15 protein-coding genes are annotated in these 14755 nt (G+C 50.1%); 13 read left to right on the top strand and 2 right to left on the bottom strand.

From position 1 onward, the window contains the following. Positions 1-191 precede the first annotated feature (191 nt). From ligA to BLP55_RS01695, 4 genes are all read left to right on the top strand, one after another. On the top strand, positions 192-2195 hold the full coding sequence (ligA, locus tag BLP55_RS01680) for an NAD-dependent DNA ligase LigA (protein WP_091140560.1): 2004 nt from the start codon (positions 192-194) through the stop codon (positions 2193-2195). After that, positions 2185-2868, top strand: coding sequence for a lysoplasmalogenase family protein (locus BLP55_RS01685; RefSeq protein WP_091140562.1), 684 nt, complete (start codon positions 2185-2187; stop codon positions 2866-2868). The genes ligA and BLP55_RS01685 overlap by 11 nt, the downstream gene beginning before the upstream one ends. Then, complete coding sequence (locus tag BLP55_RS01690) at positions 2865-3563, top strand: lysoplasmalogenase family protein (protein WP_091140565.1); 699 nt, start codon at positions 2865-2867, stop codon at positions 3561-3563. The genes BLP55_RS01685 and BLP55_RS01690 overlap by 4 nt, the downstream gene beginning before the upstream one ends. Positions 3564-3679: 116 nt before the next feature. Beyond that, complete coding sequence (locus tag BLP55_RS01695) at positions 3680-4369, top strand: lysoplasmalogenase family protein (protein WP_091140568.1); 690 nt, start codon at positions 3680-3682, stop codon at positions 4367-4369. Here BLP55_RS01695 and BLP55_RS01700 read toward each other — a convergent pair. Both BLP55_RS01700 and BLP55_RS01705 read right to left on the bottom strand, forming a co-directional pair. Next, on the bottom strand, positions 4355-5266 hold the full coding sequence (locus BLP55_RS01700; protein ID WP_091140570.1) for a bifunctional metallophosphatase/5'-nucleotidase: 912 nt from the start codon (positions 5264-5266) through the stop codon (positions 4355-4357). The two genes, BLP55_RS01695 and BLP55_RS01700, sit on opposite strands and share 15 nt — an antisense overlap. 115 nt (positions 5267-5381) lie before the next feature. Next, positions 5382-6065: a 5'-nucleotidase C-terminal domain-containing protein gene (locus BLP55_RS01705; protein WP_317040270.1), complete on the bottom strand. Its 684-nt coding sequence runs from the start codon at positions 6063-6065 to the stop codon at positions 5382-5384. 145 nt (positions 6066-6210) lie between these two features. Here BLP55_RS01705 and BLP55_RS01710 point away from each other — a divergent pair, with 145 nt between their 5' ends. From BLP55_RS01710 to BLP55_RS01750, 9 genes are all read left to right on the top strand, one after another. Beyond that, a complete protein-coding gene (locus BLP55_RS01710) occupies positions 6211-6729 on the top strand; it encodes a DUF6913 domain-containing protein (protein ID WP_091140575.1) in 519 nt (172 codons plus the stop codon). A gap of 5 nt (positions 6730-6734) precedes the next feature. Beyond that, positions 6735-7616 (top strand): 4-hydroxy-tetrahydrodipicolinate synthase, encoded by an 882-nt coding sequence (gene dapA, locus BLP55_RS01715; protein ID WP_091140577.1) that lies wholly within the window; start codon positions 6735-6737, stop codon positions 7614-7616. Between the two features lie 105 nt (positions 7617-7721). After that, positions 7722-8522: an outer membrane protein assembly factor BamD gene (locus BLP55_RS01720; protein WP_091140720.1), complete on the top strand. Its 801-nt coding sequence runs from the start codon at positions 7722-7724 to the stop codon at positions 8520-8522. 5 nt (positions 8523-8527) lie between these two features. Next, entirely contained in the window at positions 8528-8845 is a 318-nt protein-coding gene (locus tag BLP55_RS01725) for a DNA-directed RNA polymerase subunit omega (protein WP_091140721.1), read from the top strand. A gap of 7 nt (positions 8846-8852) precedes the next feature. After that, positions 8853-10058, top strand: coding sequence for a bifunctional phosphopantothenoylcysteine decarboxylase/phosphopantothenate--cysteine ligase CoaBC (gene coaBC, locus BLP55_RS01730; protein WP_091140580.1), 1206 nt, complete (start codon positions 8853-8855; stop codon positions 10056-10058). Continuing rightward, positions 10051-10938 carry a type IX secretion system protein PorD gene (gene porD / locus BLP55_RS01735; protein ID WP_091140583.1) on the top strand — a complete coding sequence of 296 codons (888 nt, stop codon included), beginning with the start codon at positions 10051-10053 and terminating at the stop codon, positions 10936-10938. Before coaBC ends, porD begins: the two co-directional genes overlap by 8 nt. Before the next feature lie 9 nt (positions 10939-10947). Then, a complete protein-coding gene (gene recN / locus BLP55_RS01740; protein ID WP_091140584.1) occupies positions 10948-12600 on the top strand; it encodes a DNA repair protein RecN in 1653 nt (550 codons plus the stop codon). A gap of 66 nt (positions 12601-12666) precedes the next feature. Continuing rightward, on the top strand, positions 12667-13863 hold the full coding sequence (fabV, locus tag BLP55_RS01745; protein WP_091140585.1) for an enoyl-ACP reductase FabV: 1197 nt from the start codon (positions 12667-12669) through the stop codon (positions 13861-13863). A 79-nt stretch (positions 13864-13942) separates the two neighbouring features. Further along, positions 13943-14755, top strand: a complete 813-nt coding sequence (locus BLP55_RS01750) for an enoyl-ACP reductase FabI (RefSeq protein WP_091140722.1) — start codon at positions 13943-13945, stop codon at positions 14753-14755.

Below are 14755 nucleotides of genomic sequence, written 5' to 3' on the forward strand. Positions count from 1 at the left end.
TCTGGCCATCGATTTTTTGATCGTAACTATGAGGTTTGAAGTTAAGGTTTGACTTTCTTCCTTCGGAACTTAGCCGCGAAGTTTCGGGATGGTTTTTGGAATTTGATTTTTGGAATTTGATTTTTGGAATTTGGAATTTGTGATTTGGAATTTGCCTACCGAAATTTTACATTTAACCAAATTTTCCAACCATGGACACCCAGCAGCAAATCCAATCGCTTCGCGACGAACTCAATGGCCACAATTACAACTATTATGTGCTTGACAATCCGACGATTTCTGATTTCGAGTTCGACCAAAAGCTAAAGCAACTCGAGAAACTCGAACAGGAAAACCCGCAGTTTTTTGACGAACATTCGCCTACGCAAAGGGTAGGTGGGGCCGTGACCAAGAATTTCAAGACCCTGGTGCACGAAAACCGCATGTATTCGCTCGACAATTCGTATTCGAAGGACGAGGTGCGCGAATGGGAGGCGCGTATGCAACGGGCGTTGGGCAATGTACCCATCGAATATACGTGCGAACTCAAATACGACGGTGCCTCGATGAACCTCACCTACGAAAACGGCAAGCTGCTGCAAGCCGTGACGCGCGGTGACGGGTTCCAAGGCGATGAGGTCACAACCAACATCAAAACCATCAAGTCGATCCCGTTGCACCTCAAGGGCGATTTTCCCCAAAAGTTCGACATACGCGGCGAGATCATCCTGCCGCTGGCCGGATTCCAGAAAATGAACGAAGAATTGGTCGAATTGGGCCTGCCGCCGTACGCCAACCCACGCAATACGGCCTCGGGCAGTTTGAAATTGCAGGACTCGGCCGAGGTGGCCAAGCGTCCGCTCGATTGTTTGTTGTATTCGATCGTGGGGAACAATTTGCCGTTCAAGACCCATTTCGACGGGCTCGAACACGCGCGCCGCTGGGGCTTTAAGGTGCCCAAGGAATCGAAGTTGGCCAGGAATCTCGATGAGGTTTTTGCGTTCATCGATTATTGGGATACCCACCGACACGACCTTCCGTACGAAACCGACGGCGTGGTGGTCAAGGTCAATTCGCTGCACCAACAGGAGGAACTGGGTTATACGGCCAAGTCGCCGCGCTGGGCCATCGCCTACAAATTCAAATCGGAACAGGTGTTTACGGTACTCAATTCGATTTCGTACCAGGTGGGACGAACCGGCGCGATCACGCCCGTGGCCAATCTCGAACCCGTGCAACTCGCGGGGACGGTGGTCAAACGCGCGTCGTTGCACAATGCCGACCAGATCGAGAAGCTCGACATCCGCATTGGCGATACGGTAGCGGTTGAAAAAGGCGGCGAAATCATCCCGAAGATCATCGCGGTCGATGTGGCCAAACGCCCTGTAGGCTCACAACCCACGCAATACCTGACGCATTGCCCCGAATGTCAAACCCCGCTCATTCGCAACGAGGGCGAGGCGCAGCATTATTGTCCGAATTTTTGCGGTTGTCCGCCGCAAATCATCGGACGTATACAGCATTACATTTCGAGAAAAGCCATGGATATCGAAGGGCTTGGCGGCGAGACGGTTGCGCTGCTTTACCACAATGGGCTCGTGAAGGATTACGCCGATTTGTACGAACTGCAGATCGATCAGTTGTTGCCGCTTGATCGCATGGCACAAAAGTCCGCCGAAAATCTTGTCAACGGGATCGCGCAGTCTAAGAATGTACCGTTCGAGCGTGTGCTGTATGCAATCGGGATACGTTATGTGGGCGAAACCGTCGCCAAAAAGCTCGCAAAACACTACAAAAACATCGACAATCTGCAGTCGGCCGGGTTGCTCGATTTGATGCTTGTCGAAGAAATCGGCGAAAGAATCGCACAAAGTGTCATCGAATTTTTTGAAAATCAAGAAAATAGACTTATTATTGAGCGCTTAAAGAAATATGGCGTGCAACTCGAGCGCATCGAAACTGTCAACCCAGATGCTACAGACAAATTGGTAGGCAAAACGTTTGTCGTTTCGGGTGTGTTCGAGAAGTTTTCGCGCGATGGGCTCAAGAAAGCCATCGAGGACAACGGGGGCAAGGTAGGCAGTTCGATTTCGGCCAAGACCGATTATGTGGTGGCGGGCGAAAACATGGGACCGGCCAAATTGGAGAAAGCCAACCAGCTCAAGGTCGCCATTATTTCGGAGGACGATTTTATCCAAATGCTCAATGAAAACTAAAACGATCGCGTATTATCTGTATTTCGTTGCCTGCTTAACCGCGTTGTTTGCGATTGTCATCGACAGTGAACTGCTGTTGCTGTTGTCGAAACCCATGATCATACCGGCCGTGTATTTCTACTACCTGACCAAGACCAGGACGGTCAATTTTGCGATGACGATGGTCATGTTGCTTAATTTTGCGGGCGATACGATCATCCTGCTCAAGATCACCGATCCGTTGTTTGTAATGGTGCCGTATTTTTTGTCGTACTTGATTTTGATAGGATTCTTGTTTGCAGATATACGATTGACCAAGTTCAGTTTAAGCAACCTCATCCTGACGTTTTTGGTCGCCGCGGGTCACGTGCTCATGTTGTACCTGGTTCTTGATCTACAATCCACCGAGGGCAAGCGGTTTATTGTGCCGTTTACCATCTATGGAATCACGCTCTCGTCGATGGTTACCATTTCTGTGTACAATTACCTCGCGGGAAAAACGATTGCCGGTTTTTACCTGATGATCGCCACTTTTTGTTGCCTGGTATCGGATGTGTTTTATGTGCTGTACAACGAACATTTTCACTTGCCGATACTGAGTTACATCAATTCGGGCATGCAATTTTTTACCTACATTTTTTTGATCCAGTACATCCTCAACAGGAAGTCGTCTGTCGTTAAGGCCATCGCATGAAAGCTGTCGTAGAGTCAAAATCAGTCCGTATTTGGTACCGCGCGTTGGCAGCGGCTTATTTTTCGGTGGCCGTTTTTGAGATCGTCGCCGAGTTTCTCAAAGAAAAGCCGCTGATCATGGCCACCAAACCACTGTTGATGCCGCTCATGATCGTACTGTATTTACATACTTCCAAAAGACGCAATCCGTACTTTGTGACCGCGCTTTTTTTTAGCTGGATCGCCAACATGTTGTTTGTGTCGACCGATTTCAACTACATCATCACCGGCACGTTGTTTTTTACCGCTTATCGCGTCTTGGTCATTTTTATTGTGGTACGGCACATCAAGATTCCGGGCGTGATTCCGCTGTTTATCGGGTGTTTGCCGTTTTTGTTCATCTACCTGTTTACGATCAACCTGACCTACGAGGAGCAACAGGACGGGTTTTGGCTGTTTTTGCTGCAGGGCATCTTCACGATTATTTTTGGTGGGTTGTCGCTCGGGAGTTACATTTTCAAATCGAACAGGGCCAATACCTACCTGCTCATCAGCACCATGTTGTTCACCTTTACACAATTCCTTTTTGTGATACGGCTGTTCTATACGATCAATATCTTTCAGCCGTTGGCCATGCTTTTGTATGTGGTCGGACAGTTTTTGCTGTTCAAGTTCCTGATCATCGAGGAGAAAAAATTGGCGCAAAACCAAAATTGAAACGCTGCAACGGCAAGCGCATTTTTATTTTTTGTACATTTAAGGTCCCCAAACAAAACGCCATGGTCAACCTACGCCGTGTTTTGGTTTTTTGACCAACCCTTAAACCCTTCGTTTTGGACACGCTGGCCCATCCCAAAATAGCGCGTATCTTGCCGCAGTGCTTTTTTGCACTCATGGCCGTTTTGGTGGTGTGCGAACTGTTTGTCTGGAAAATGGCACTGCTGGTGCTCAAGCCCATGCTCATTCCTACGCTGATGCTTTGGTATTGGCTTACGTCAACCAAGCGGAACGCGATTTACCTTTTGGCGCTGCTGTTTGCGTTGGCCTCGAATGTGTTCCTGCTTTCAGACGAAACAAAATTTCTGGTGTACGGCATCGTTTCGTTTATGGTTTACCGCATCCTGACGATTGTGCTCGTGGTGCGGTTGGTGCAGTCGATACTGTGGCTGCCGTTCATCGTGGCGACGCTTCCGTTTTTGTTTATTTTTTCGTGTCTGATCAACCTCACGCTCACACCCGAGATGCCGAGTTTTTACCCCACCATCATCAACGGGTTGCTCATCGCCGCGCTGGCCGGCATCGCACTGTCGAATTATGTGCTCAACGACAACAAGGCCAATTCATGGTTGGCCATCAGCACGCTGCTTTTTATTGTATTGGTCTTTTTGTTCATGATCCAGCATTACTACCTGGCAAACATGGCCTTCAAGCCGATGTCGGCCATACTGTTTGCGTTTGCGCATTACACGTTCTACCGGTTTGTGATCGAATCCGAAAAAAGGAAAAGGTCAGACGATTATTGACCTCCCGTTGGACAACTTGGACTTGTCGGTGTCAAAATAAAAGTCGATGCGCCCCAGGTTGATGCCGTAGCACCCCGCTTGATTCACGATCGTATCGATCCCCGCTGCATTTTTTACCACCGTGGGTTTGTCCAAAAACGTATGCGTGTGCCCGCCAATGATGAGGTCGAGGTCTTGTGTAGCCGCGGCCAGTTTCATGTCGGAGATTTTATCGGGGTCGTTTTTGTATTGGTAGCCAAGGTGCGACAAACAAACCACGAGGTCGCATTTTTGCCCGTGTTTTAAGGTGTGCGCCATGTCTTTGGCCACCGCTACGGGATCGTGGTACACGGTTTCCTTGTAATTGCGTTTGTCGACCAGGCCCGCGAGTTCAATGCCCAGGCCAAAAACGCCTACTTTGATGCCGTTCTTGTCAAAAATCTTGTAGGGCTTTACGATGCCGTCCAAAATCGTGTTCCGAAAATCGTAATTGGCCGACACGAATTCGAACTGGGCGTTGGGCAATTGCGCATAAAACCCATCGATGCCATTGTCGAAATCGTGGTTGCCCATCGTCGACAAATCATAACGCATCAGGCTCATGAGCTTGAATTCGAGCTCGCCGCCAAAATAGTTGAAGTAGGGGGTGCCCTGAAAAATATCGCCCGCATCCAAGAGCAACACATTCGGATTTTCTGTCCTGATGCTTTCAATGAGCGCCGCGCGTCTTGCCACGCCGCCCATGTTCGGGCTTTTGGGGTGTGTGGCCGGGAACGGATCTATGTAGCTGTGCACATCGTTCGTGTGCAAAATCGTCAAATGATTGGCTTTGGGTTTTTCGAAAGCCATCAGCGGCAAGCCCATCCCTGTGATGGCAGTGGCTGCGGCGGTGTTTTTTATGAATTGTCTTCTTTCCATTTTTTAGGAGCTTATTCCCGCTATCCGTTTCAATCTTTTACGGCTTCCGCTGCGCTGCGGCCGCAAAAGGATTTCCACTGCTATCGGGGCTAGGGGTTCGTCGGCTTACCGGGATCTATTTTTCCTGAGAGATACGTACATCTCTCGTTGCCGGAATCGTATCCGCATCCTTAAAATAATCGATCAAAATGTTGCGCAACTTGTAATCCAAATCATACTTCGCGGTCGATTTCTTGAAAAATAACATGTTGTCGCCGCCGTTGTACAAATAATCATTGGTGCCCACATAATAGATTTTGCCGTCTTCGATGGGTTTGCCCTGAACCAGTATGTTTTTCGCAACACCGTTTTTGTCGATCGTAAAAGTCAAGCCCGACAACGGATGCGGCTTTTTCTCGGCGATAAAATAATTGATCAGTTCCATGACCGTCGCGCCGTTCATCGCGCACACCACCATCGAATTTTCGAACGGCATGATCTCGAACGCCGCACGCGTGGTCACATCGCCTTTGGGAATAATCGTACGGATGCCGCCGTGGTTGAGCATCACGATGTCTATTTTTTTGCCTTCGCGCTTTTCGAAAACCTTGTTGCCGTATTGCATGGCCACGTCGGCAAACAGGTTGCCCATGGTGGTTTGCCATTGGCCGTTCTTGTCCAGTGTTTCGGGCGCATAGGCCAAAACGGTATTCAAATCCTGGTCGACCTTGTCGCGGTATGGCTTGACGATGCGCTCTATTTCGGTGCTTGAACCCGCTTTTTCATCGATGCTTATTTCCTTACCTTCGATACGCGTCACGACAGGCTTTTGCGGCCCGCACGACACCGCCGCGGCAAATGTTAAGAATAAAACAAAATAGTTTAAGGGAACGTTATAGTTTTTTAGTTTTACCATCCGATAAATGCGGCTATTTGTCTAAATTTGTTTGCCAAGTAAAAGTAGTATGTTTTTAAGTTACATCAAGAATTTTTTTACGCAAAAAATCGTTAAGAAAAGCTTATCAAACGCCAAACTGGACGCGGCCCAAGAGACGATTAAAACCGTAGGGATCATCTTCGATGAAAGCTATTTTTACGAGAAACAAGCCCTTATGGCCGAGCTGGTTAAAAATGGAATTCAGGAGAACCACATCAAAGTGTTGGTTTTCAAGAACAAGATCAAAAAAAACGAACAATTCGACTACCCGGTTTTCAGCCACAAAGATTTGAGCTGGCAGGCCACGTTCCACAACTCGGCGGTAAAGGAATTCATCGCGCAAAGGTTCGATTTGCTGATCAATTATTACGATGTCGAAAAGTCGGCGCTCATGATCGTTTCGAACCAATCCAAGGCGAAATTCAAGGTCGGATTCGCGTCCATCGACAAAAAGCTGAACCATTTCATGATCGACACCGCCGCCGAAAATTACCAACTGTTTGTCGAAGAACTGTTCAAATACCTGAAAATACTAAATAAAATATAGCCTCTATGCAATCACTCATCGGTACCGGCGTCGCGCTGGTTACACCTTTCAAGAAAGATTTTTCGGTCGATGTCGACGCGCTCCAGCGCATCGTTCGGTTCCAGATCGACAACGGCATCGATTACCTCGTCGTCTTGGGTACGACGGGCGAATCGGCCACGCTCAGCAAAGCCGAAAAAGAACTCGTCATCCAAACAGTTGTCGAAACCAACAACGGCCAGTTGCCGCTGGTGTTGGGTGTCGGCAGTTTCAATACGGCCGATGTGGTCGAGGAGCTCAAAACCCGCGACCTTTCGGCATTTGCAGCAGTGTTGTCGGTGTCGCCATACTACAACAAACCCACGCAGGAGGGCATTTACCAGCATTTCAAAGCCGTGGCCGAAGCGTCGCCGGTTCCCGTAATTTTATACAATGTTCCGGGCAGGACCGCGAGCAACATGGCGCCGTCTACGGTGTTGCGTTTGGCCAAGGATTTCAAGAACATCGTCGGCATCAAGGAAGCGGCGGGCGATATTGTGCAGGCGATGAAACTCATCCAGGGCAAATCCAAGGATTTTCTCGTCATCTCGGGCGACGACATGATCACCCTGCCGATGGTTTTGGCGGGCGGAAGCGGTGTGATTTCGGTCATTGCCGAAGGGTTCCCGAGACAATTCTCCGACATGGTGCGTCTTGGGTTACAGCGCAAAGTCGATGAGGCCTATGCCTTGCATTATGTGTTGGCCGATTCGATCGACATGATTTTTGAACAAGGCAATCCGGCGGGAATCAAGGAAGTGTTCAAGACGCTCGGACTGTCCGAAAACACGGTGCGATTGCCGCTGGTGAACGTCGATGAAAACCTGGCGGGCCGACTGCGCGACTTTACCAACAAATTGAGCGTTTGACCCGGTCAAAAAAATAATTTTGTAGTCTGCAATTTATAACTAAATTTGCCGTTGCTTTTGACGTGGCCAAAAAGGCCAAAAAATCGGCAAGACCAAAAGAAAAGAATGAAGAGATTTTTATACGTATTGTTCCTCGCCGTGGCCGTCAGCGCTTGCAGCCCTTACCAAACGGCCATCAAATCTGAAGACGCTGGCGTCAAGTTCAACGAAGCGGTCCGGCAGTACGAAAAAGGGAAATACACCAAGGCCATCCGTCTTTTTGAACAAATTGCACCGGCGTACCGCGGCAAACCGCAGGCCGAGAAAATGTTCTACCTGTTTGCGATGTCCTATTACAATACCGAGCAGTATTATTTGGCGGGCTACCAGTTCGACAGTTTTACGTCGAGCTATCCCAAAAGCGAGAAAGCAGAGGAGGCGGCCTATTTGGGTGCCAAAAGCTACTCGATGCTCTCGCCCGTTTACAGTTTAGACCAAAACGATACGGTAAAGGCAATTTCGAAGTTGCAGAATTTCATCGATGCCTACCCGAACTCGCAGTATTTTGCCGAGGCCAACGCGGCGCTCAAGGTCTTGACCGACAAACTCGAGAAAAAGGCGTTCGAAGTCGCCAAGCAATACAATACGGTAGCCGATTACAAGGCCGCGCTGGTGGCTTTAGACAATTTCATCGCCGATTTTCCGGGGACGATCTACAAAGAAGAAGCGCTGTATTACAAGTTCGATTCGGCCTATCAACTGGCCATCAACAGCGTGCCGTCTAAAATGGAGGAACGTTTGAACAACGCCAAGATCGCGCACGCCAACCTGATCAAATTCAACGGCGAGACCAAGCGCAAAGGCGATGCCGACCAAAAATTGGAGCGCATAGAAAAAGATTTACAACAGTACAATAAACAACAATAGTGATGATGGATTTAAAGAAGACGAGTGCTCCGGTAAACACGGTGACCTACAACAAAACCTCGATAGAGCAACCAACGGGCAACATCTACGAAGCGATCACGATCATGGCCAAACGCGCCAACCAGATCAATTCTGAAATCAAGAAGGAATTGACCGAAAAACTCGAAGAGTTTGCCACCTACAACGACAGCCTCGAAGAGGTTTTCGAGAACAAGGAGCAAATCGAAGTTTCTAAATTCTACGAAAAATTGCCAAAGCCGCATGCCTTGGCGGTTCAGGAGTGGCTCGACGGTAAAATTTACCACAGGGATACAACCAAATAATTACGGCATGTCTGTCTTAAGCGGTAAAAAAATATTGCTCGGTGTTTCGGGTGGCATTGCCGCATACAAGACTGCATCGCTCGTGAGACTTTTCATCAAAGCCGGCGCCGAGGTCCAAGTGATCATGACGCCGGCTTCGAAGGATTTTGTCACGCCGCTTACGCTTTCGACCCTTTCCAAGAATCCGGTCCATTCGACTTTTTACGACGAGCACGACGAAAATGCCCAGTGGAACAACCATGTCGAATTGGGGCTTTGGGCCGATCTGATGCTCATCGCGCCCGCCACGGCCAACACACTCTCGAAAATGGCGACGGGCAACGCCGACAACCTTTTGATTGCGACGTATTTGTCGGCCAAGTGTCCGGTGTATTTTGCGCCGGCGATGGATCTCGACATGTACAAACATCCGTCTTCGTTGGCGAGTTTTTCGACGCTGCAACAATTCGGCAACACGATGATCCCGGCCGAAAACGGCGAGCTCGCGAGCGGGCTCTCGGGCGAAGGACGCATGGCCGAACCCGAAAACATCATCGCGTTTCTCGAAGCCGATTTGGGTACGAAACTGCCGCTGCGCGGAAAAAAAATACTCGTTACCGCGGGACCTACATACGAAGCGATCGACCCCGTGCGTTTTATAGGCAACCATTCGTCGGGCAAAATGGGGTATGACATCGCCAACGAAGCCGCGCGTCTGGGGGCGCAAGTGGTCTTGGTTTCGGGGCCCACGCATTTGAAACCGGCCAACGGCATCGAAGTGGTCCGTGTCGAATCGGCGCAGCAAATGTACGAGGCCTGCCATGCCAATTTTGGTAGCGTCGATGTGGCGATTGCCGCCGCAGCCGTCGCCGATTACCGTCCGAAACAAGTGGCGGCGCAAAAAATAAAAAAGACCGAAGCCGATTTTACGATCGAACTCGAAAAGACCAAAGACATCCTTGCGTCGTTGGGCGAAATCAAGAAAAACCAATTCCTGATCGGGTTTGCGCTCGAAACAGAAAATGAGTTGGAACACGCCAAGGCCAAGATCGTCAAGAAGAACCTCGATTTGATCGTGCTCAATTCGCTCAATGACGAAGGCGCGGGTTTTGGAAAATCGACAAATAAAATTACCTTTATCGACAAAGAATTCCATATCGAACCGATGCCGTTGCAATCCAAGGAAGCCGTTGCGGCAGATATCATCAAAAAAGTAATCGCACATTATGCCTAAAATCCTCAGTTTATTGACGCTCCTGGTTTTTGGTTTGGGCCAGGCGCAGGAATTGAATTGCACCGTTACCGTCAACGCCGAACAGGTGGGCGGCACCAACCAACAAGTATTCAAGACGTTGCAAAGGGCGCTCGGCGATTACATCAACAAAACCGATTGGACCGGGCAGGGCTACAAACCCAACGAACGCATCAATTGTTCGATGTTCATCAACGTGTCGGGGCAGGCGGGCAATGCGTTTACGGCGACCATCCAGGTGGGCGCGTCGCGTCCGTCGCACAATTCGACCTATTCGTCGGCCATCCTCAACGCCAACGACAAGGATTTCAATTTCGAATACAACGAATTCCAGAACTTGATTTTTAACCCGACGGTGTTCGATTCGAACCTGATTTCGGTGGTATCCTATTATTGTTTTCTGATCATTGGGATGGATGCCGATACGTTTGCGCCCGAAGGCGGGACGTCGTACCTCGAGACCGCGCGCGAAATTGTCAGCGTCGCCCAAACCGGCGGCTACAAGGGATGGAGCGGCAGCGAAACCAACGCCAACCGTTTTTTTCTGATCAACGACATGCTCGCCGAAACCTACAAGCCGTACCGCGAGGCCATGTACATGTACCATTTTGAAGGATTGGACGTGATGAACCGCGACCAAAAGCTCGGCAAGGAAAACATCAAGAAAGCGATCCTCAAGCTGGCCGAGATCCATTCGGTAAGGCCCAACTCACTCATGGCGCGTACCTTTTTCGATGCCAAGGCCGACGAGATCGTGTCGATTTTTTCGGGCGGACCCAAAATCAACATCACCGACCTGGTCGATGCGCTCAACCGCGTGTCGCCGCTCAATTCGGCCAAGTGGGCCACCATTAAATTCTAACGCAAGCTCATGATCACGGCGCTGTCCATCCACAACTTTGCGCTGATCGAAAAGCTGGCGATCGATTTTTCGGGCGGATTCTCGATCATCACAGGCGAAACCGGCGCGGGCAAATCGATTTTGCTCGGTGCCCTCGGGTTGGTCTTGGGCAAACGTGCCGATTTGGGCTCGCTCAAGAACAAAGACGAGAAATGTGTGATCGAGGCGCAATTCAGCATCGCCAACTACCAGTTGCAGACTTTTTTCGAGGTTAACGACCTGGACTACGAAGACCAGACGATCATCAGGCGCGAGATACTGCCGTCGGGCAAGTCGCGCGCGTTTGTCAACGATACGCCGGTCAATTTGCAGGAGTTGCAGCAGTTGGGCGATTTGCTCATCGACATCCATTCGCAGCACCAAACACAAGAGTTGTCCGAAGACGATTTTCAGTTCCGCATCATCGATGCGATGGCCCAGAACAAAGATTTGATTGCCAAATACACTACGCTGCTCAAATCGTACAAAAAAGACCAGTCAAGCCTGAGCGAGCTGCAATCGACGTTGCAAAACAGCATCAAGGAGCAGGATTACCATAGTTTTTTGCTCGAGGAGTTGCTGGCGGCCAACCTTAAGCCCGACGAGCAACAAACGCTCGAAAGCACTTACGAACAGTTGAGCAACGTCGAATCCATCCGCGAACAACTCGAAAAGTCTTTGGCCGCGGCCAATGAAGAACAGTTTGGGGTTTCGGCGAATTTGCGCGAAATCAAGAATGCGTTGCAAAAGATCGCTGGATTTTCGTCGGACTATCAGTCACTGTCCGAACGTTTGAACAGCGTGGCCATCGAATTCGACGACATCGCTTCGGAGTTGCACCGCATGGGCGAACGCTTGGTGCAGGATCCGCAGGAGCTCGATCGGGTGAACCAAAAGCTGCAGGCGATCTACCATCTGCAAAAAAAACACAATGTGGCCACTGTAGCCGAGTTGCTTGCCATTCAAAACGACCTCGACCAAAAGGCGGTTTCGCTCACCACGCTCGAGAACGACATCGCCGGTTTGCAACAGCGCATGGGCGAATCGGAGCAAAAACTCGATGCGTTTGCAAATCAAATCCACAACAACCGGATCGCTGCGATTCCCGATTTGACAGGGCAATGGGGTGAAATCCTTGCCCACCTCGGCATGCCCAATGTGCGTTTCCAGATCGACATCAAACCCGTTTCGAACTATTTGGCCCACGGCAAAGACGAATTGCAGTTTTTGTTTTCGGCCAACAAGGGCTCCGATTTTGGGTTGCTCAAAAAAGTAGCGTCGGGCGGCGAATTGTCACGCATCATGCTGGCCACCAAATCGATACTTGCACAATATGCCAAATTGCCGACCATCATTTTCGACGAAATCGATACGGGTGTTTCGGGCGAAATAGCCGACAAAATGGGCGAGATCATGCGCGGGATGAGCAAGCAAATGCAAGTGTTCGCCATCACGCACCTGCCGCAAATCGCAGCCAAGGGCGACGACCATTTCAAGGTGTTCAAGACTTCGGACGACGCGCAAACGCAAACCCGCCTCAAACGACTCGACCGCGAGCAACGGGTGATGGAAATTGCGCAAATGTTGTCGGGATCGGCGCTTTCCGATTCTGCGATAAATCACGCAAAAGCCTTGTTGGACTAAAAAAATAGACCTATTTTTGGGTGTAATTTGTGAATCGAAAGATTTACGCTACCTAAACCAATTTTTATGATCATCGAACCAAGAATGAGGGGATTCATTTGCCTGACCGCGCATCCGGGCGGCGCAGCGCAAAGCGTCAAGAATCAAATCGACTATGTCAAATCGAAAGGGGCTATCGCCGGCGCCAAGAAAGTGCTCGTTATCGGGGCATCGACCGGTTTTGGTCTGGCTTCGCGCATTACAAGCGCCTTTGGCTCAGACGCCGCGACGATCGGGGTGTTTTTTGAAAAGCCGCCGATGGAAGGCAAGACCGCCTCGCCGGGCTGGTACAATTCGGCTGCCTTCGAGCAATTCGCAAGCGAGGCCGGATTGTATGCCAAGAGCATCAACGGCGATGCATTTTCGGACGAAGTCAAGCAGCAAGCCATCGATTTGATCAAAAAAGATTTGGGCAAGGTTGATTTGGTGATTTACAGTTTGGCGTCGCCCGTCAGGACGCATCCCAAGACAGGAGAAACTTACCGTTCGGCGCTCAAGCCTATTGGCGGAGTGTATTCGAACAAGACGGTCGATTTCCATACGGGCAAGGTTTCGGAGGTTTCGATCCAGCCCGCCAGCCAGGAAGACATCGACAATACCGTCGTTGTGATGGGAGGCGAAGATTGGGCCATGTGGATCGATGCACTCAAAGCCGCAGACGTCCTTGAACAAGGTGCTTTGACCGTGGCCTATTCCTATATCGGCCCCGCCGTGACCGAGCCGGTATACCGCAAAGGTACCATCGGACGCGCCAAGGACGACCTCGAAGCGACGGCGTTCAAGATTTCGGATACGCTCAAGGATTTGGGTGGCAACGCTTATGTTTCGGTCAACAAGGCGCTCGTGACGCAGGCCAGTTCGGCCATCCCGGTGATTCCGTTGTACATTTCGCTGTTGTACAAGATCATGAAGCAAGAAGGGGTGCATGAAGGTACGATTGAGCAGATCCAACGTCTGTACGCCGAAAGATTGTATACCGGAGGATCGGTTCCTGTGGACGACAAAGGCCGTATCCGTATCGACGATCTCGAAATGCGCGACGACATTCAAGAAAAAGTAGCCGATTTGTGGGCCAAGGCTACCACCGAAAACCTTGCCGAAATAGGCGATCTCGAAGGCTACCGTACCGATTTTTACCATTTGTTCGGTTTTGACGTACCGTCGGTCGATTACAAAGCCGATGCCAACGAAATGGTGCAGGTGCCAAGCATCCCGCAACAATAATATTTAACCTTACCTACCGCGAATTGTACCGATCCAAATTGCTTTGGACGAGGCAATTCGCGGTTTTTATTTCAACACCATGTACAATTTGCTCAAAGGGAAAAAAGGGATCATTTTTGGCGCGCTCGATCCCAACTCGATCGCGTGGCAAACCGCCGAACGCGTCCATCAGGAGGGCGGTATTTTTGTGCTGACCAATGTGCCCGCGGCCATGCGGTTGGGGTCGATAGACGTGCTGGCCAAAACGACAGGGGCCCAGGTGATTGCCGCCGATGCCACTTCGGTCGACGACCTCGAACACCTGGTCGATCAGGCGATGGAAGTCCTTGGCGGTAAAATTGATTTTGTACTGCATTCGATCGGGATGTCGGTCAATGTGCGCAAAGGCAGGCATTATACCGACCAGGACTACGACTTTACCCAAAAAGGGTGGGAGGTATCGGCGCTGTCGTTCCACAAGGTGTTGCAGGTATTGTACAAAAAGAAGGCGATGAATCCTTGGGGCAGTATCGTGGCGTTGAGCTATATGGCCGCGCAGCGCGTGTTTCCCGATTACAACGACATGGCCGACAACAAGGCTTATCTTGAATCGGTCGCGCGCAGCTTTGGGTATTTTTTTGGGAAAGAGCAACAGGTGCGCGTCAACACCATTTCACAATCGCCCACACCCACCAGGGCAGGCAGCGGCGTAAAAGGGTTCGACGAATTCATCGCGTTTGCCGAGAAAATGGCGCCGCTAGGGAATGCCTCGGCACTGGATTGCGCCAATTATATCGTGGTGATGTTTTCTGATTTGACACGTAAAATTACGTTGCAGAACCTTTACAGCGACGGTGGTTTTTCTAATATCGGTGTAAGTCAGGAGGTTATGAAAATGTTCGAAAAACAGTAG

It is taken from the genome of Flavobacterium caeni, from assembly GCF_900101895.1.
GTDB lineage: Bacteria > Bacteroidota > Bacteroidia > Flavobacteriales > Flavobacteriaceae > Flavobacterium > Flavobacterium caeni.